The organism is Bacteroides sp. An51A, from assembly GCF_002161565.1.
Taxonomy (GTDB): Bacteria; Bacteroidota; Bacteroidia; order Bacteroidales; family Bacteroidaceae; genus Phocaeicola; species Phocaeicola intestinalis.
Genome location: NZ_NFIC01000002.1, coordinates 225,181 through 244,158 on the forward strand (window position 1 = coordinate 225,181; position 18,978 = coordinate 244,158).

Genomic DNA, 18,978 nt, shown 5'->3' on the forward strand with positions numbered 1-18,978 from the left:
AAAACTTAAAAACTTATAAACTTAAAAACTTATAAACTTAAAAACTAAAGAATACAACGATATGAACAATATGCCAACTGTAACAAAAAATCTACTGATTATCAATGTACTGTGCTTTTTTGGCTATGTCGTGGCAAAACGGTACGGAATCGACTTGAACGATATGTTGGGGCTGCATTTCTTCCTGGCATCTGATTTCAACCCGGCACAGCTGATTACCTATATGTTCATGCATGCCAATTTCCAACATATTTTCTTCAATATGTTTGCAGTCTGGATGTTCGGACGTACGTTGGAAAATGTTTGGGGACCGAAGCGGTTCTTATTCTATTACATCTTGTGCGGTATCGGCGCCGGACTGATACAGGAAGCGGTGCAATACATCGAATATGTAGTGAGTTTGTCACAATACGATGGGGTAGATACCGGTATGGGTGTCATTTCGATGGCAGAATACTTGAATATGCTGACCACTGTGGGAGCATCCGGGGCTGTATATGCCATCTTGCTGGCTTTCGGTATGCTGTTTCCCAATAGCGAGATGTTCATCTTTCCGATACCGATGCCTATCAAGGCGAAATACTTTGTTATTGGTTATGCCGTACTCGAACTGGTGCTGGGCATCAGTGGGGGAGACGGGGTGGCACACTTCGCTCATTTGGGAGGCATGCTTTTTGGATTCATATTAATCATTTATTGGAGAAAGAAAAATGGCGGCGGACAGCAGATTTATTACTAACCTGAAAGAGAACTTCAGGCGTGGGGATATTGTGACCCAACTTATTTACATTAATGTCGGCGTGTTTTTGCTTGTTGCTCTGGTGAACCTTTTCCTTACCTTATTTAATATGGGGGGAGGACAACAGTGGATGAATTACCTCATGTTTCCGGCATCGTTGGGGAGATTTATCCGCCAGCCTTGGTCGGTACTGAGCTATATGTTCATGCATGCCGGTATTTTGCACATCCTGTTCAATATGTTGTGGCTGTATTGGTTCGGACGGCTGTTCCTGAACTTTTTCTCGGCAAGACACCTGCGTGGATTATACGTGTTGGGAGGCATAGCCGGTGCGGTACTTTATATGGTGGCTTATAATCTTTTCCCTTACTTCCGGGATGCAGTCGCTTTTTCATACTTGCTGGGAGCTTCGGCATCAGTACTTGCCATAGTAGTGGCTACGGCGGTGCGTGAGCCCGATTATCCCGTACAATTTATGTTTATCGGAACGGTACGCTTGAAATATGTAGCTATCTTTATGGTAGTGCTCGACCTGTTGTTTATGACTGCAGACAATGCTGGAGGACATCTGGCTCATTTGGGAGGTGCTTTGGCTGGATGGTGGTTTGCTTCTGGTCTGGTAAAGGGGCGCGACCTAACCCGATGGATTAACATGGCTTTAGATTTTTGTTCGGGTCGTTGGCGTCAGACTCCCCGCAAGCCGAAGATGAAAGTGCATTATGGAGACAAGGAAAAAGATTACGACTTCAATGCACGCAAGAAAGCACGTGCTGATGAGATTGACCGTATATTGGACAAACTCAGAAAGTCAGGTTACAATAGTCTGACCGAAGACGAAAAGAAAAGTCTGTTTGATGCAAGCAAGAAATGAAAATCGTTAAGCATTTCATACTGACCATTTTGGCCTTGTCGAATGGATTGATAGGCATAGCCTTTCTGGTTTGTGCCTATAGTCCTTATATTTCTCCGGTAGAACATCCGGTAGGAGCGTGTGCAGGTTTGTTCTTTCCCATATTTATGTGCCTGAACCTGGCTTTTTGTTTCGTCTGGCTTTGCCTGAAGCCATGGGGAGTGTGTTTGCCTTTGTTGTTTTTTGCTGCTGCATGGAACAGCTTGCGGATATATTTCCCCGTAGGTTCTATCAAAGAGGGTACGCCAGGAGCGAAGAACCTGAAATTTCTCACGTATAACACACAGGGCATTGCTGCCGGCGAGAAAGGGGAAACCGACGGAGAGAATCCTGTATTGGCTTATTTGCGCAAGAGTGGGGCAGACATTATCTGCCTGCAAGAGTTTATGCCGGGAGCCCATGCTTCGAAGGCACAAATAAAGGAAGCATTGGCGGCTTATCCGTATTCGAAAACGACACGTACGGAAGGGGGAGACATCTTGGCTTGTTATTCACGCTATCCCATTTTGTCGGAAGAGCGCATTGCGTATGCCAGTCAGTTTAACGGGAGTGTGATGTACCGCTTGAAAGTGGATGAAGATACAATCGTAGTTATCAATAACCATCTGGAGTCGAATAAATTGGACAGTTACGACAAGAAGGTGTACAACGATATCTTGAAGTCGCCCACTGAAGGCAATGTGAAGAGCGAGAGCAAATACCTGTTGCGCAAATTGGCAGATGCCGGGGCACTCCGAGGTCCGCAAGCCGATTCGGTGGCACAGGCTATCCGGCGGAACCGCTCACGTTATATGCTGGTTTGCGGTGATTTCAATGATTCTCCCCTTTCGTATGCCCATCGGGTTATCGGTGAAGGGCTGTGCGATGTATTCGTAGAGGCTGGTGCCGGTCCTGGATTTACTTATAATCAGAACCACTTTTATTTTCGCATCGACCATATCTTTGCTACTCCGGCATTTCGTGTACTCGAATGTAAGGTGGACCGCAGCATCCGTGCTTCCGACCATTATCCCGTATGGTGCATCTTGGAGCGGTGAACCGTCTGGAAAACTTGAGATGAGGAAAGCACTTACTTACATGGGCTTATGCATATGGGTGCGTTGTCCGATGTACTTATATGCGTAGAGCCGCGCACTTATATGCAATCGGGTCACTTCTTTGTCCGAAAAGGATTGTTTCTTGATGCCTGTTGCCGTTGAAATTCATCTTTTTTGCTTTGAAATGCCGAAATAATTAAAATCCTTTTCTTCATGTAAATGAAAAGAACTATATTTGCAACCTTGAATAAACGCATATTAATTAAAAAGTAAATAATAAATTAAAGTAACATGCAAAACAAAGGATTCGTAAAGTTTTTTGCGCTATTACTGACCCTGGTCTGCTTGTTCTACCTTTCGTTTTCTTTCGTGACCCGCTATCACATGAATAAGGCGGAGGAAGATCCGAAAGGCGAGACACATTATCTTGATTCGGTAATGAACAAGAAGGTATGGTTCAGTTATACGCTGAAAAAATGTCGTGAATTGGAAATCGGACTGGGCCTTGACTTGAAGGGTGGTATGAACGTCATCCTTGAAGTTTCTGTGCCGGATGTAGTGAAGGCACTTGCCGACAACAAGACTGATGAAGCTTTCAACAAGGCTGTGGCAGAAGCTGCCAAGAAACAGGTGACCAGTCAGGAAGATTTTATCACACTGTTTGTGAGAGAGTATAAAAAGTTGGTTCCCGATGGCAAGCTTGCCGAGTTGTTCGCTACACAGCAGATGAAGGACAAGGTGAATACCCGCAGCACCGATGCTGAAGTGGAAAGAGCTTTGCGTGAAGAAGTGAAGGCTGCCATCGACAACTCATATAACGTGTTGCGTACACGTATCGACCGTTTCGGTGTGGTTCAGCCCAATATTCAGGCAGTAGAAGGTTCGATGGGACGCATCATGGTGGAATTGCCGGGTATCAAAGAACCGGAACGTGTGAGAAACCTTCTGCAAGGTTCTGCCAATCTGGAGTTTTGGGAAACATACGAAGCCAAGGATATTGTTCCTATATTGATGTCGGCAGATGAACGTGCCCGTCTTGCGATGGGGACTGCTACGGATTCGGTGAAGACCGACTCGGTGGAAATGAAGAAAGAAGAAGCCAAAGCCGCTCTTTCTTCGAAAGACAGCCTGGCCGCAGTACTGAAGGGAGAGACGGCCGAAGCTCAAAGCACCGCCGATTTGGAACAACTGAAGAAAGAACATCCGTTGCTGGCTGTTTTCCAGCCCAACCAAAGCGGTATAGGAGCTATCGTAGGATATGCTGACTATAAGGATACAGCTGCCATAAACAACATCTTGAATCTGAAGCAAGTGAAAGAAATCCTGCCGCGTGACCTGAAGTTGATGTGGGGCGTGAAGGCTTCGGAAATGGACCAGACGGGTCACATATTCGAATTGTATGCCATCCGCGTAACCGAGCGTAACGGACGTGCTCCGCTGGAAGGTGATGTCATCACAGATGCACGCGACTCATACGACCAGTTTAACAAGCCTTGTGTAACAATGTCGATGAATACCGACGGTTCGCGCCGCTGGGCTGCACTGACCAAGAAAAATATCGGCAAGGAAATAGCTATTGCACTGGATGGTTATGTATATAGTGCGCCGCGTGTAAATTCTGAGATTACGGGAGGTAATTCGGAAATCACCGGTAATTTTACTCCGGAAGTAACTAAAGACTTGGCTAACGTGCTGAAGTCGGGTAAGATGCCGGCTCCTGCCCGTATCGTACAGGAAGATATCGTAGGACCTTCGCTCGGACAGCAGTCTATCAATCAGGGATTGGTTTCGTTTATAGTAGCCTTGATTGCCTTGATGGCTTACCTCTGCCTGATGTATGGTTTTATTCCAGGTATGATTGCCAATTTTGCATTGATATTCAACTTCTTCTTTACGATGGGTATTCTGGCTTCGTTCCAAGCCGCATTGACATTGTCCGGAATTGCCGGTATGGTGCTTTCGCTGGCCATGGCGGTGGATGCCAACGTGTTGATTCACGAACGTACCAAGGAAGAGATGAAGGCTGGAAAGACAATGAAAGAAGCAATCAATGCGGGTTATTCAGGTGCTTTCTCGGCCATCTTCGACTCTAACCTGACATCTATCATTACGGGTGTTATCCTGTTCTATTTCGGAACCGGACCTATCCGCGGATTTGCTACTACATTGATTATCGGTATCATCTGCTCGTTCTTTACAGCAGTGTATATGACCCGTCTGGTTTACGAACATTTCCTGGCAAAAGGAAAGCTCCGTAACCTGACATTCTCTACTTCCATATCGAAGAACCTGTTCCAGAATGTGCATTTCAACTTTATGGGAATCATCAAACGTTCGTTTACCGTATGGGGTATTCTTATTCTGGTATGCGTGGTTTCGTTTGTGGTTCGTGGTTTGTCGCCCAGTATTGACTTTACAGGTGGACGTAACTTTGTTGTACAGTTCGACAAGGTGGTTCAGCCAGAAACCGTACGCGACTTATTGGAAAACAAGGTGGATGATGCCAATATCCAAGCCATTGCCTTGGGAACTGACGGACACCGTATCCGTGTGACCACCAACTATCGTATAGCAGAGGATGGTGCGAATGTAGATGCCGAAATAGAAGGTATTTTGTATAACGCTTTCAAGGAAGGCAATCTGTTGCCCGATGGCTTGACTCTCGAGCAGTTTGTTGACCGTGACAATACGGAAGGATGTTCCATCATCAGTTCGCAGAAGGTGGGTCCGAGCGTAGCAGACGACTTGAAGACATCTGCTGTATGGTCGGTCATCTTTGCCTTGATTGCTATCGGTCTGTATATCTTGATTCGGTTCAACAACATTGCATATAGTGTGGGTGCAACGGCTGCATTGGCGGTGGATACGCTGCTGGTAGTAGGTGCTTATTCTTTATGTTACGGTTGGATGCCGTTCTCATTGGAGGTAGACCAGACATTTATCGGTGCAGTATTGACGGTAATCGGTTATTCTATTAACGACAAGGTGGTTATATTCGACCGTGTGCGCGAGTTCTATCACCTGTATCCGAAACGTGAACGTACAAAACTGTTCAATGATTCTTTGAATACGACACTTGCCCGTACGTTGAATACCGGTCAGAGTACGTTGATTGTATTGCTTATCATTTTCTTCTTGGGAGGCGACAGCATCCGCAGTTTCTCATTTGCAATGATTCTGGGTGTGGTAGTCGGTACGTTCTCCTCATTGTTTGTAGCTGCCCCGGTGGCTTACCTGATGATGGGAGGCCGGAAAGGACAGAAAGAAGAAACCGGAAAAGCCTGATAATATCATAATAAGGAATTGAGAAATTAAAGAAGTAAAGGAGTTAAGCCAATAGTCTGGTGGTGGAAAATCAGCTATAGGCTTAACTCCTTTATTATATAGACTCTTTTCTTCCTGTTTGCCCAGATGCAAATTCTTTCTTATCTTTGCAAAGTGCTGAGGTGACATTAGGCACTAACCGTTTTTTACGATAAACAATCTTAGAACAACAAGCATTATGTATACAGTCATCAAACGTATGGAAATATCGGCTTCGCACAGCCTGTCACTTTCTTATCCCAGCAAGTGCGAAAATCTGCATGGACATAACTGGATAATCACCGTATATTGCCGCAGCAAGGAGCTGGACGAGTGTGGTATGGTAGTTGATTTTTCTAAAATTAAAAAGATAGTAAAAGAACAAATGGATCACCGTCATTTGAATGAAGTATTCTCTTTTAATCCGACGGCAGAAAATATCGCTCGTTGGGTATGCGAACAGGTACCACATTGTTTTAAGGTGGAAGTAAGGGAATCGGAAGGCAATACGGTAATTTATGAGAAAGATTAACGAAATATTCTATAGTCTGCAAGGAGAAGGGGCACATGCAGGAACCCCTGCTGTATTTGTACGCTTTTCGGGATGCAATCTGAAGTGCGCTTTTTGTGATACATCGCATGAATCAGGAACGGAAATGAGCGATGAGGAAATTGTAGAAGAGGTATGTAAATATCCCTGCCGGATGGTTATTCTGACTGGAGGAGAGCCGGGGTTGTGGATAAACGATGCATTGGTTGATTTGTTGCACAAAGCCGGCAAATATGTTTCTGTCGAGACCAATGGAACACAAATCTTGCCCGAAGCGGTAGACTGGGTAACCTGTTCTCCAAAAGAAGGAACAATTCTTCGCGTCAAGCATGTTGATGAAGTGAAAGTGGTTTATCTCGGACAAGATGTCTCTCCTTATTTATTAATAGAAGCAAAAGAACATTTCCTACAGCCGTGTTCGTGCCAAAATACAGAAGAAGTGATTGAGTATATAAAGAAGCATCCACAGTGGCGGTTAAGCCTTCAGATACACAAATTGATAAACATCCCTTGATTTACGATTTTACGATTTACTATTTTGTCATTTGCTTAAAATAGTAAATCGTAAATAGTAAAATAGTAAATAAAAGTACCTCGGAGGGGAATCGAACCCCTATTTAACGTTTAGGAAACGCTTGTTCTATCCGTTGAACTACCAAGGCGAGTGTGCAAATTTACTGCTTTTTGTGCTAATTCCCATATATTTGCTCAAGAAAAACACAAGGACCTTACATTTTTTGTAATAATTCTGCCTTTTTATTTTGATTTTTAAAGGAAGTTCCCCAATTTTGTGTGCATTTAATACGAGAACTCTAAAAAAATATAGTATGGCAAAAGAAATGATAGTCAAAGAGCTGCACGATGTCGTAGTTCGTTTTTCGGGAGATTCGGGCGATGGCATGCAGCTTGCCGGAAATATGTTTTCAAATATTTCGGCTACGGAAGGAAATGATATCAGTACATTCCCCGATTATCCGGCTGATATACGGGCTCCGCAAGGTACGCTGACGGGAGTATCGGGCTTTCAGGTACATATCGGGTCGGGTAAGGTCTATACGCCGGGAGACAAATGTGATGTGTTGGTCGCTATGAACCCTGCTGCATTGAAAACACAGTACAAGTTCTGTAAGCCTCAAGCGGTTATTATCATCGATACGGACTCGTTTACCAAACGTGATTTGGAGAAAGCACAGTTCCAATTGGAAAACCCATTCTCTGAACTGGGTATCAAAAACGAAGTAGTAGAGGCAGCCATTACCACGATGTGCAAAGAGAGCCTGAAAGACAGCGGATTGGATAATAAGTCTATCATGCGTACCAAGAATATGTTTGCATTGGGACTGGTATGTTGGCTGTTCCACCGCGATGTCAGTGTAGGTGAAAAACTGCTGCGCGAGAAGTTTGCCAAGAAACCGGCAATAGCAGAAGCTAATATTAAGGTGCTTTACGATGGCTATCATTTTGGCGAAAACACACATGCTTCTGTTTCTGCCAGCTATACAGTACCGAGTAAGGAGCCTAAGGAAAAAGGGCGTTATATGGACATCAATGGCAACAAAGCGACTGCATACGGCTTGATTGCTGCTGCTGAAAAAGCCGGATTACAACTTTATTTGGGCTCGTATCCGATTACACCTGCCACTGATATCCTGCACGAATTGGCGAAGCATAAGTCATTAGGCGTAAAAACCGTGCAATGCGAAGACGAGATTGCCGGATGTGCTTCGGCTGTAGGTGCAGCTTTTGCCGGTGCACTTGCTGTCACTACTACTTCAGGACCGGGTATTTGCCTGAAGAGTGAGGCGATGAATCTGGCGGTGATAACCGAACTTCCATTGGTCATTGTGGATGTGCAGCGTGGAGGTCCCTCCACCGGTTTGCCTACCAAGTCGGAACAGACAGATTTGTTGCAGGTATTGTTCGGAAGGAACGGCGAAAGTCCGATGCCGGTCATCGCTGCCATTTCGCCTACCGATTGTTTCGATGCCGCTTTCATGGCCTGTAAGATAGCTTTAGAGCATATGACTCCCGTGGTATTGCTTACCGATGCCTACATCGCTAATGGTTCGGCTGCATGGCATTTACCCGATTTGGCGAAATATCCTGAGATTCGTCCGCCATATGTCAAGCCGGAAATGGCAGGCTCGTGGACGCCTTTCCAGCGTGACCCGAATTCGTTAGTACGTTATTGGGCGATACCTGGTACGAAAGGTTTCATGCACCGTATCGGAGGACTGGAAAAAAGCAGCGAGACAGGTGCCATCTCTACCGATCCCGAAAACCATCACCTGATGACGGGCATTCGTGCGGAAAAAGTAGCACGCATCGCTTCGTGCATTCCCGATTTGCAGGTAGAAGGATGTGAGGATGCAGATTTGTTGATCGTCGGTTTTGGCGGTACATACGGACATTTGCATTCTGCCATGGACATATTGAATGACCAAGGTAAGAAGGTGGCACTGGCACACTTCAAATACCTTAACCCGCTGCCGAAAAATACAGCAGAAGTGCTTCGCCGTTACAAGAAAGTTGTGGTGGCAGAGCAGAATATGGGACAGCTCGCAGGCTACCTGCGCATGAAGGTAGAAGGCATTCATCTCTATCAGTTTAATCAGGTGAAAGGACAGCCTTTCGTTGTGCAAGAACTGGTAGAAGCCTTTAATCGCATTCTGAATGCATAAGAGATAAGTTCTTTTAAGTTTTTAAGTTTTTAAGTTCTTAAGTTTTTAAGTTGAGAAAGAATAAACTCACGAACTTAAGAACTTGCAAACTTAAAAACTAAAAAACTCACGAACTTAAAAACTAAAAAACTCACGAACTTAAAAACTAAAAAACAACTATGTATACAGCAGCCGATTATAAAGCAGGCCAGCCGCGCTGGTGTCCCGGATGTGGCGACCATGCATTCTTGAACTCATTTCATAAGGCACTTGCCGAGTTGGGTGTACCTCCCCATGAAATAGCTGTTATCTCCGGTATCGGATGTTCATCGCGTTTGCCTTATTATATGAATACGTATGGTATGCACACCATTCACGGGCGTGCGGCAGCCATTGCTACAGGGGCAAAAGTGGCAAATCCGAATCTTACCATCTGGCAGATTTCGGGTGATGGTGACGGACTTGCCATTGGAGGAAATCATTTCATCCACGCTATTCGCCGTAATGTGGATATTAATATCATCTTGTTGAACAACCGTATTTACGGTTTGACGAAAGGACAATATTCGCCAACGTCAGCACGTGGCTTTGTCAGTAAGTCGTCACCTTATGGCACGGTAGAAGATCCTTTCCGGCCGGCAGAGCTTTGCTTTGGTGCCCGTGGACGCTTTTTTGCCCGCTGTGCAGCTGTAGATGGCGGACCATCTGTCGAGGTGTTGCAGGCAGCTGCCCGTCACAAAGGTACTTCGGTAGTGGAAGTGTTGCAGAATTGCGTTATCTTTAATGATGGCACACACAATGCCGTAGCGAAAAAAGAAGACCGGGAACGCAATGCCATTTATCTGGAACATGGCAAACCTATGCTTTTCGGACCGAACCGGGAGTTTGGCTTGATGCAGGAAGGCTTTGGGCTGAAAGTCGTGAAATTGGGTGAAAACGGCATTACGGAGAGCGATATCCTTGTACACGACGCCCATTGTGAGGACCATACCTTGCAATTGAAGTTGGCATTGATGGAAGGACCGGATTTTCCCATTGCCTTGGGGGTAATCCGCGATGTGGAAGCTCCTACTTATGACGAAGCGGTAGAAGAGCAGATAAAGGAAGTGTCGGCAAAGAAACCATACCATAATTTTGCAGAATTGCTCGATACCAACGATACATGGGAAATCAAGTAATTTATTCAAGTTCAGCAAGCTGCAAAACTAGAGCCGTTATGTAAGTAACTAATTTAGAAGCTGTTTTGAATTTATCGTGCGATGATTTGGGATGAGTTTTTGAGGCATTTTCGCTTCTGTGATGAGGAAGATAGCGGGCTATCTGACGAAGAACAGGAGCGAAAAAGACCAAAAAATTGCCCAAAGCACACACGAAAACGGATACATCAAGCCAAGAAAAACTTTTTGGAGAAATTCAAAACAGCTTCTTTAGTTTATATGAATTCCGCAATTAGCCAATGTAGGGGCGGGGTTCGCCCGCCCGTATGCGTCCACGTGGATGTTTTCGGGCAGGCAAACCCTGCTCCTACAAGTTAATTGGCAAGATGCGGACATTCATTTTAGTTTATATTGTAGGAGTTAAGCCGATAGTAAGTCAAAGAACCGTATGCACAGAGGTATTGGCATCTAACTCCCATCCCATCAAGTGGGCGATAACTCCATCTAACTCCCTTTTAACTCCTGATTGGCATTACTTATAAGGTCTTGTATGTTATAAAAAAGCGGTTCTTTTGAGCCGCCTTTTTATTGTCCCTTTCAGAATAATTTTGTTTCTTTGCGTAAATCCAAAACTTGATGCACGATGAAGTACCCGATAGGAATCCAAAGCTTTGACCAGATTATAGGAGACGGCTATGTATATGTCGACAAGACCGGTTTGATTTACCGGTTAGTGAACGAGGGGAAAATCTATTTCCTGAGCCGCCCTCGCCGGTTCGGCAAGAGCTTGCTGGTCTCTACCTTGAAATGTTATTTTCAGGGGAGGAAAGAACTATTTAAAGGGCTTGCCATTGACAAGTTGGAAACCGATTGGGCGGAATACCCCGTGTTCCATATCGACTTTAATGTGGGAGACTTTACCCTGCCAGGCAATTTGGAAGCGAGAATAGAAGAGACCATGGCAGCCTGGGAAAAGCAGTATGGCAGGAGCGATACGGCGCAAACGACAGGCGCACGCTTTATCCATGTGCTGCATCAGGCACGCAAACGGTACGGCAGACGTTGCGTGGTATTGATAGACGAATACGATAAACCTATCCTTGACGTGCTGGATACGGGATATGCCACTACGGTAGACGGTGAAAGGCGTCTGCTGGAAGACCGTAACCGGGAAATATTGAAGAGTTTCTATTCGGTATTCAAAACCGCTGACGAGGACTTGCAGTTTGTGCTGTTGACGGGCGTGACCAAGTTCTCTCAGGTAAGTGTGTTCAGCGGGTTCAACCAGCCGAGCGACATCAGCATGGACGAGCAGTATGAAACGCTTTGCGGCATCACACAGGAAGAACTGGAGCATTATTTTGCCGAGCCTATCAAGGCATTGGCTACAAAATATAAGGTTACTGAAGAAGGGATGCTGGACATGCTGAAGCACCGGTATGACGGCTATCACTTCAGCGGCAACCTGACGGACATATACAACCCGTTCAGCCTGCTGAACGCGTTTGCCAAAAAGGCACTCCGTGACTATTGGTTCTCCAGCGGCACACCCACCTATCTGGTCCGCCTGCTGAACCATACGCAGGAGGACCTGAACGGAATGACCGGCAAATATTACGAGGACAAGGAGTTTGTCGATTATAAGGCGGATGTGGAAAAGCCCCTGCCGATGATTTACCAAAGCGGATACCTGACCATCAAGGGCTACGACAGTGATTTCGGTACATTCCTGCTCGACTTCCCGAACAATGAGGTGAAGAGCGGCTTTGTATCGTTGGTTGCTTCCAGTTATTTGCAGCCTCAGGAAAACCTGGGCGGCTGGATACGGAGTGTGGTTGTTTCCATGCGTCAAGGCGATTTGGAACAACTCCGCAAGCTGTTTACTTCTTTTCTCGCCAGTATCCCATACTCAATGCGTGCTAAGAAGGACGAGGCGGAGAAGGAACGCTTCTTCCACTATACGCTTTACCTCATCTTCCGCCTGATAAGCGTCTACACGGTCTATACGGAGAAAGAACAGAGCCAGGGGCGTGCCGATTGCATCGTGGAGACGGATGACTACATTTATATTTTCGAGTTCAAGCGCGATGGTACGGCGGACGAGGCTTTGGCGCAGATAGAGGCGAAGGGCTATGCCCGACCCTACGAAGCCGACCCGCGCACCTTATATAAAATAGGAGTGAACTTCTCTTCCGAAACGGGGACGGTGGAGGACTGGAAAGTAGGTTAATATTTATCAACCGTCTTAACAACCTGATTAAATGGAGTTAATACAATCCTTTCCCAGTCCTGACATACTGGGACTGTTGTTTTCACGCATCAGGACTGGAGTCCTATATGTATTAGGACTGCAGTCCTAATATATTAGGATTATGCGAGGACTCATAAGCTTGCGGATAAGCAATTAGTCACCGTAGCCATTGCAGGCGTACTTTTATGAACGTATCTCATTTTTCAGTACCAAGAGCAGAGGTGATAAATAAAAAAGCGGTTCTTTTGAGCCGCCTTTTTATTGTCCCTTTCAGAATAATTTTGTTTCTTTGCGTAAATCCAAAACTTGATGCACGATGAAGTACCCGATAGGAATCCAGAGCTTTGACCAGATTATAGAAGACGGTTATGTCTATATTGATAAAACTGATTTGATTTACCAGTTAGTAAAAGGCGGGAAAATCTATTTCCTGAGCCGCCCGCGTCGGTTCGGCAAGAGCCTGCTGGTCTCTACCTTGAAATGTTATTTCCAAGGGCGGAAAGAACTGTTCAAGGGGCTTGCCATTGACAGGTTGGAAACCGAGTGGGCAGAATATCCCGTGTTCCATATCGACTTCAACGGAACGGACTTTACAAGATCGGGCAAACTGGATGATATCATAGGAGGTACGGTCGGCACATGGGAAAAGGAATACGGGCGAACTACAGAATTTGAGGATATAGGCAAGCGGTTCGCCTACGTGCTGCAGCAGGCGCACAAGCGGTACGGCAGGCGGTGCGTGGTGCTGGTAGACGAATACGACAAACCCATACTCGATGTGCTGGATACGGGATACACGACCACGATAGACGGGAAGGAACGTTTGCTGGAAGGCATCCATAGGGAAATATTAAAGAGTTTCTATTCCACCTTTAAATTGGCGGATGAAGACCTTCAGTTCGTGCTGCTGACGGGCGTGACCAAGTTCTCTCAGGTAAGTGTGTTCAGCGGGTTCAACCAGCCGAGCGACATCAGCATGGACGAGCAGTATGAAACGCTTTGCGGCATCACACAGGAAGAACTGGAGCATTATTTTGCCGAGCCTATCAAGGCATTGGCTACAAAATATAAGGTTACTGAAGAAGGGATGCTGGACATGCTGAAGCACCGGTATGACGGCTATCACTTCAGCGGCAACCTGACGGACATATACAACCCGTTCAGCCTGCTGAACGCGTTTGCCAAAAAGGCACTCCGTGACTATTGGTTCTCCAGCGGCACACCCACCTATCTGGTCCGCCTGCTGAACCATACGCAGGAGGACCTGAACGGAATGACCGGCAAATATTACGAGGACAAGGAGTTTGTCGATTATAAGGCGGATGTGGAAAAGCCCCTGCCGATGATTTACCAAAGCGGATACCTGACCATCAAGGGCTACGACAGTGATTTCGGTACATTCCTGCTCGACTTCCCGAACAATGAGGTGAAGAGCGGCTTTGTATCGTTGGTTGCTTCCAGTTATTTGCAGCCTCAGGAAAACCTGGGCGGCTGGATACGGAGTGTGGTTGTTTCCATGCGTCAAGGCGATTTGGAACAACTCCGCAAGCTGTTTACTTCTTTTCTCGCCAGTATCCCATACTCAATGCGTGCTAAGAAGGACGAGGCGGAGAAGGAACGCTTCTTCCACTATACGCTTTACCTCATCTTCCGCCTGATAAGCGTCTACACGGTCTATACGGAGAAAGAACAGAGCCAGGGGCGTGCCGATTGCATCGTGGAGACGGATGACTACATTTATATTTTCGAGTTCAAGCGCGATGGTACGGCGGACGAGGCTTTGGCGCAGATAGAGGCGAAGGGCTATGCCCGACCCTACGAAGCCGACCCGCGCACCTTATATAAAATAGGAGTGAACTTCTCTTCCGAAACGGGGACGGTGGAGGACTGGAAAGTAGGTTAATATTTATCAACCGTCTTAACAACCTGATTAAATGGAGTTAATACAATCCTTTCCCAGTCCTGACATACTGGGACTGTTGTTTTCACGCATCAGGACTGGAGTCCTATATGTATTAGGACTGCAGTCCTAATATATTAGGATTATGCGAGGACTCATAAGCTTGCGGATAAGCAATTAGTCACCGTAGCCATTGCAGGCGTACTTTTATGAACGTATCTCATTTTTCAGTACCAAGAGCAGAGGTGATAAATAAAAAAGCGGTTCTTTTGAGCCGCCTTTTTATTGTCCCTTTCAGAATAATTTTGTTTCTTTGCGTAAATCCAAAACTTGATGCACGATGAAGTACCCGATAGGAATCCAAAGCTTTGACCAGATTATAGGAGACGGCTATGTATATGTCGACAAGACCGGTTTGATTTACCGGTTAGTGAACGAGGGGAAAATCTATTTCCTGAGCCGCCCTCGCCGGTTCGGCAAGAGCTTGCTGGTCTCTACCTTGAAATGTTATTTTCAGGGGAGGAAAGAACTATTTAAAGGGCTTGCCATTGACAAGTTGGAAACCGATTGGGCGGAATACCCCGTGTTCCATATCGACTTTAATGTGGGAGACTTTACCCTGCCAGGCAATTTGGAAGCGAGAATAGAAGAGACCATGGCAGCCTGGGAAAAGCAGTATGGCAGGAGCGATACGGCGCAAACGACAGGCGCACGCTTTATCCATGTGCTGCATCAGGCACGCAAACGGTACGGCAGACGTTGCGTGGTATTGATAGACGAATACGATAAACCTATCCTTGACGTGCTGGATACGGGATATGCCACTACGGTAGACGGTGAAAGGCGTCTGCTGGAAGACCGTAACCGGGAAATATTGAAGAGTTTCTATTCGGTATTCAAAACCGCTGACGAGGACTTGCAGTTTGTGCTGTTGACGGGCGTGACCAAGTTCTCTCAGGTAAGTGTGTTCAGCGGGTTCAATCAGCCGGCAGACATCAGCATGGACCGCAGGTATGAAACGCTTTGCGGCATCACGCAGGAAGAACTGGAGCATTATTTCGCTGGACCAATTCATGAGTTGGCAGAAGATTACGGATGTACGGACGATGATATGAGAGGACAATTAAAGCATCAATATGACGGCTATCACTTCAGCAAAGGAATGGTGGACGTGTACAATCCGTTCAGTTTGTTGAACGCTTTTGCTTCACTGGATATCCAAGATTATTGGTTTGTCAGCGGCACGCCCTCTTATCTGGTCCGCCTGCTGAACCATACGCAGGAAAACTTGAACGAACTGACCGGACGCTATTACCGCCCCGAAGAGTTTGTCGACTATAAGGCGGACGTGGAAAAGCCCTTGCCGATGATTTACCAAAGCGGCTACCTGACCATAAAAGGATATGAAAGGACCTATAACCGTTTTTTACTTGATTTTCCTAATAATGAGGTAAAGAATGGATTTGTTTCCTTGATTGCCGCAGATTACTTAAAGCCGCAAGAGAACATGAAGAATTGGGTAATAGACGTGGTGGAATCATTGAAACACGGTGATGTGGAGCAACTCCGCAAGCTGTTCACCTCGTTCCTTGCCGGCATCCCGTACTCAATGCGTGCCAAGAAGGACGAGGCGGAGAAGGAACGCTTCTTCCACTATACGCTTTACCTCATCTTCCGCCTGATAAGCGTCTACACGGTCTATACGGAGAAAGAACAGAGCCAGGGGCGTGCCGATTGCATCGTGGAGACGGATGACTACATTTATATTTTCGAGTTCAAGCGCGATGGTACGGCGGACGAGGCTTTGGCGCAGATAGAGGCGAAGGGCTATGCCCGACCCTACGAAGCCGACCCGCGCACCTTATATAAAATAGGAGTGAACTTCTCTTCCGAAACGGGGACGGTGGAGGACTGGAAAACCGTCTGATTTACTATTTGTCTATTTACGATTTACTATTAATGAATTTCGCAAAAGCCATGTAGGGGCGTATCGCATACGCCCTGAATGCATTTGCGTGGATAAGTTGGCGCATTCGGGCGTATCGCATACGCCCTACAGTTCATTGAGTGAAATGCGTAAGCATTTTTTCATATCCGTAATTTGAAGGTTAATGTAAAGATAAAAAGAAAGGGAGGCGATTCCCAATACAAGATTGAGAACGCCTCCCTTATCTTAGAAGCTGTTTTGAATTTATCGTGCGATGATTTGGGATGAGTTTTTGAGGCATTTTCGCTTCTGTGATGAGGAAGATAGCGGGCTATCTGACGAAGAACAGGAGCGAAAAGGACCAAAAAATCGCCCAAAGCACACACGAAAACGAATACATCAAGCCAAGAAAAACTTTTTGGAGAAATTCAAAACAGCTTCTAAAGTTTTCTCTGCGTTTGTATGTAATGAATATCTGTATTTCGCCCCTACATGGGATATTTGCGGATATTCAATTTATATTTTATCAAGTGCACCAATTATTATGAAACTGTTTTCGAATTAGTCAAATAGGAATATTATGGGTACAGGTAAACGTAATAACAAGAATATGCCTCGCAGGAGAGGACTGTCTTCTTTCCGAAATCGGATAATCCTTTCCTGCGTGGAAGCTAATATTCAGCGTGCACCTATGTCATCGTATGAACTTTGTAAGATGGCTTTTCCGCGCAAAATGCGGTTGGTGTTGGATGATGGGCGTTCTATCATCGGACGGTCTGCATTTAGGTCCATTACAGTAACTCCAGTGCTGTCGGCAAATGCATAACCACCACCAAAACTCCAGTAGGCGAAAGGATATGTATATTTCGTTCCCAAGACGTTACGGCTGAAGTTGAATTCACTATGATCAATGCCTAATTGTGCCAATAATGTCGCTGCAAGGTCTGTCTGGTTCATGATGCAGTCAATTACCATCGGTTGTTTTACAGAACCTCCCAACCACAGCATCGGAATATGGTGGATACGCTCGTCGTGTCCATGGCCACTATTGTCCGGATAATAAAATCCATGATCAGACAGGCATATTATCAATAAATCTTTCCATATGGGTGTTTGTTTCAGTTTTTCGACAAATTCTCCCAAACAATGGTCGGTGAAAGCAAAAGCATTTGGTTTTGCTTCTGGCAGACGATGGTAAGGCACTTCGAAAGGTTCATGGCTGCTCAGGGTGAGGAAAGTTGTGTGCCATGGTGTTTCCTGCCGTTCTGTCAGCATCTGAAACAAGTGGTCGAAAGTGATGTCGTCATTCACTCCCCATGCATTTTGATGCTGATTCATCGGGAAATCGACATCTGCGGTCAGTTTCTGGTAACCGCTTTGCAACAGGTAGCTTTTCATATTGGTGAAATTGATGTCTCCTCCATACAAAAAATCGGTATGATAACCTTCTTTCACCAGCTTTCCTGCAATGGATGGCAGTGTACGGCTTTTGGCTGGTATTTTCATGACAGACAGGTCTGGAAAGCTTTGATAACCGCTTAGAGCACAAATGGTTCCACGGTCGGTACGGAAACTGTTTGCATAGCAATGTGTAAACCAAATGCCTTCTTTCGCCAGGCGGTCAATATTCGGGCTGGCATTTTGGGTGCCACCCAATGATTCTATCATGGTAGCTCCGAATCCTTCCATCAAGATAATCAGTATATTAGGACGATGGGTGTTGAGCAATTCTACTGTATTCTTGCCTTTCGTAGGATATAGCCCGTCGAATAAGGTTTTGCGTTCTGCTTCATCGAAATAGTCGTACTGGCTGGCATAGTCTTTGGTCTTGCTGATGGATGCCAGCAAGCTGAAAGCTGGATTGACAGCTGAATGATTTAAAAATTCATCGTTGCAGAAATATACTTGTCCGATATTGCTGGTCGATTCACTTACGCCCCCTCGTATAATGAGAAAAAGTAAGCCTCCTATTAAAAGAGTACTTAATGTAGCTGCGAGTCTCTTCCGCACATAGGGCAGGCAGCGGGGGGTAAAATAATACAATACCCAGCACATGATGCCGGCAAGTAAAAGTATGATTAATATGCGAAGAGTGATAAACCCTATGGAGACACTGGCGGCTGCATTTTTGGGTGATTCCAAATAGAAGAATACTGATGCATCGAGTTTAAAATTCCAGAATGGATACAGGCACATGTCGCCTACAAAGATAGTTGCTACGATAAGGCTGATAAATATGTAATAAATGACGATTATCTTCCGGAGCGGGAAATGTTTGAACCAAATGCTGATACAGATTACCAGCCACGGCAGGGCAGTAAGATATCCTGTAGTTGCTGCATCGAGGCTGATGCCGTGCCACATTACTTTAAAATAATCAAGCGCAGGCACACCTCGTCCCACAGCATCATTGTAAAACATAAAGCCGGGCTTCTGAACTATAAAAAATAGCAGTATCAAAGCAAAAAAGCCCATAAGATAAGCAAGTCTTTTTTTCATTTGTTCTTCTTTTTAAATTGGCAATATTTCCGTTGACAAGCTTTT

14 protein-coding genes and 1 tRNA gene are annotated in these 18,978 nt (G+C 45.6%); 13 read left to right on the forward strand and 2 right to left on the reverse strand.

Annotated features, from left to right (window positions below):
- Nucleotides 1–61 precede the first annotated feature (61 nt).
- The 6 genes from B5G04_RS04545 to B5G04_RS04570 all read left to right on the forward strand — a co-directional run bounded on the left by B5G04_RS04545 (nt 62) and on the right by B5G04_RS04570 (nt 7,053).
- On the forward strand, nt 62–739 hold the full coding sequence (locus B5G04_RS04545) for a rhomboid family intramembrane serine protease (RefSeq protein ID WP_087207123.1): 678 nt from the start codon (nt 62–64) through the stop codon (nt 737–739).
- Nucleotides 711–1,610 carry a rhomboid family intramembrane serine protease gene (locus B5G04_RS04550; protein ID WP_087207121.1) on the forward strand — a complete coding sequence of 300 codons (900 nt, stop codon included), beginning with the start codon at nt 711–713 and terminating at the stop codon, nt 1,608–1,610. Before B5G04_RS04545 ends, B5G04_RS04550 begins: the two co-directional genes overlap by 29 nt.
- Nucleotides 1,607–2,686, forward strand: a complete 1,080-nt coding sequence (locus B5G04_RS04555) for an endonuclease/exonuclease/phosphatase family protein (protein WP_087250004.1) — start codon at nt 1,607–1,609, stop codon at nt 2,684–2,686. The genes B5G04_RS04550 and B5G04_RS04555 overlap by 4 nt, the downstream gene beginning before the upstream one ends.
- A 291-nt stretch (nt 2,687–2,977) precedes the next feature.
- The gene (gene secDF, locus B5G04_RS04560) at nt 2,978–5,971 is read left to right on the forward strand and encodes a protein translocase subunit SecDF (protein WP_087396021.1); all 2,994 of its coding nucleotides are present in this window, start codon (nt 2,978–2,980) and stop codon (nt 5,969–5,971) included.
- A 217-nt stretch (nt 5,972–6,188) separates the two neighbouring features.
- On the forward strand, nt 6,189–6,521 hold the full coding sequence (queD, locus tag B5G04_RS04565; RefSeq protein ID WP_022039288.1) for a 6-carboxytetrahydropterin synthase QueD: 333 nt from the start codon (nt 6,189–6,191) through the stop codon (nt 6,519–6,521).
- On the forward strand, nt 6,508–7,053 hold the full coding sequence (locus B5G04_RS04570; protein WP_087396023.1) for a 7-carboxy-7-deazaguanine synthase QueE: 546 nt from the start codon (nt 6,508–6,510) through the stop codon (nt 7,051–7,053). Before queD ends, B5G04_RS04570 begins: the two co-directional genes overlap by 14 nt.
- Nucleotides 7,054–7,129: 76 nt before the next feature.
- Here B5G04_RS04570 and B5G04_RS04575 read toward each other — a convergent pair.
- Nucleotides 7,130–7,201: transfer RNA gene (locus B5G04_RS04575), tRNA-Arg, on the reverse strand.
- Between the two features lie 165 nt (nt 7,202–7,366).
- On the opposite strand from B5G04_RS04575, the gene B5G04_RS04580 reads away from it, so the two are divergent.
- From B5G04_RS04580 to B5G04_RS04605, 7 genes are all read left to right on the forward strand, one after another.
- A complete protein-coding gene (locus B5G04_RS04580; RefSeq protein WP_022039286.1) occupies nt 7,367–9,220 on the forward strand; it encodes a 2-oxoacid:acceptor oxidoreductase subunit alpha in 1,854 nt (617 codons plus the stop codon).
- Nucleotides 9,221–9,378: 158 nt separating this feature from the next.
- Nucleotides 9,379–10,377, forward strand: a complete 999-nt coding sequence (locus B5G04_RS04585) for a 2-oxoacid:ferredoxin oxidoreductase subunit beta (protein ID WP_022039285.1) — start codon at nt 9,379–9,381, stop codon at nt 10,375–10,377.
- Nucleotides 10,378–10,458: 81 nt separating this feature from the next.
- Entirely contained in the window at nt 10,459–10,734 is a 276-nt protein-coding gene (locus tag B5G04_RS19665; protein WP_158100046.1) for a hypothetical protein, read from the forward strand.
- Nucleotides 10,735–10,999: 265 nt separating this feature from the next.
- Nucleotides 11,000–12,586 carry an ATP-binding protein gene (locus B5G04_RS04590; protein ID WP_087396025.1) on the forward strand — a complete coding sequence of 529 codons (1,587 nt, stop codon included), beginning with the start codon at nt 11,000–11,002 and terminating at the stop codon, nt 12,584–12,586.
- Between the two features lie 337 nt (nt 12,587–12,923).
- The gene (locus B5G04_RS04595) at nt 12,924–14,510 is read left to right on the forward strand and encodes an ATP-binding protein (protein WP_087396027.1); all 1,587 of its coding nucleotides are present in this window, start codon (nt 12,924–12,926) and stop codon (nt 14,508–14,510) included.
- Nucleotides 14,511–14,847: 337 nt separating this feature from the next.
- Nucleotides 14,848–16,434, forward strand: a complete 1,587-nt coding sequence (locus tag B5G04_RS04600; protein WP_087396029.1) for an ATP-binding protein — start codon at nt 14,848–14,850, stop codon at nt 16,432–16,434.
- 274 nt (nt 16,435–16,708) lie between these two features.
- Nucleotides 16,709–16,999, forward strand: coding sequence for a hypothetical protein (locus B5G04_RS04605; RefSeq protein WP_158100047.1), 291 nt, complete (start codon nt 16,709–16,711; stop codon nt 16,997–16,999).
- Nucleotides 17,000–17,112: 113 nt separating this feature from the next.
- Here B5G04_RS04605 and B5G04_RS04610 read toward each other — a convergent pair whose 3' ends face one another.
- Nucleotides 17,113–18,933 carry an LTA synthase family protein gene (locus B5G04_RS04610; protein ID WP_087396034.1) on the reverse strand — a complete coding sequence of 607 codons (1,821 nt, stop codon included), beginning with the start codon at nt 18,931–18,933 and terminating at the stop codon, nt 17,113–17,115.
- Between the last annotated feature and the right edge of the window lie 45 nt (nt 18,934–18,978).

Bases quoted from the DNA above. Each gene is read 5' to 3' on its own strand.
- B5G04_RS04595 (WP_087396027.1), top strand. From the start codon at position 12,924: ATGAAGTACCCGATAGGAATCCAGAGCTTTGACCAGATTATAGAAGAC.
- B5G04_RS04555 (WP_087250004.1), top strand. From the start codon at position 1,607: ATGAAAATCGTTAAGCATTTCATACTGACCATTTTGGCCTTGTCGAAT.
- queD (WP_022039288.1), top strand. From the start codon at position 6,189: ATGTATACAGTCATCAAACGTATGGAAATATCGGCTTCGCACAGCCTG.
- B5G04_RS04550 (WP_087207121.1), top strand. From the start codon at position 711: ATGGCGGCGGACAGCAGATTTATTACTAACCTGAAAGAGAACTTCAGG.
- B5G04_RS19665 (WP_158100046.1), top strand. From the start codon at position 10,459: ATGATTTGGGATGAGTTTTTGAGGCATTTTCGCTTCTGTGATGAGGAA.
- B5G04_RS04600 (WP_087396029.1), top strand. From the start codon at position 14,848: ATGAAGTACCCGATAGGAATCCAAAGCTTTGACCAGATTATAGGAGAC.
- B5G04_RS04610 (WP_087396034.1), bottom strand. From the start codon at position 18,933: ATGAAAAAAAGACTTGCTTATCTTATGGGCTTTTTTGCTTTGATACTG.
- B5G04_RS04585 (WP_022039285.1), top strand. From the start codon at position 9,379: ATGTATACAGCAGCCGATTATAAAGCAGGCCAGCCGCGCTGGTGTCCC.
- B5G04_RS04545 (WP_087207123.1), top strand. From the start codon at position 62: ATGAACAATATGCCAACTGTAACAAAAAATCTACTGATTATCAATGTA.
- B5G04_RS04580 (WP_022039286.1), top strand. From the start codon at position 7,367: ATGGCAAAAGAAATGATAGTCAAAGAGCTGCACGATGTCGTAGTTCGT.
- B5G04_RS04605 (WP_158100047.1), top strand. From the start codon at position 16,709: ATGATTTGGGATGAGTTTTTGAGGCATTTTCGCTTCTGTGATGAGGAA.
- B5G04_RS04570 (WP_087396023.1), top strand. From the start codon at position 6,508: ATGAGAAAGATTAACGAAATATTCTATAGTCTGCAAGGAGAAGGGGCA.
- B5G04_RS04590 (WP_087396025.1), top strand. From the start codon at position 11,000: ATGAAGTACCCGATAGGAATCCAAAGCTTTGACCAGATTATAGGAGAC.
- secDF (WP_087396021.1), top strand. From the start codon at position 2,978: ATGCAAAACAAAGGATTCGTAAAGTTTTTTGCGCTATTACTGACCCTG.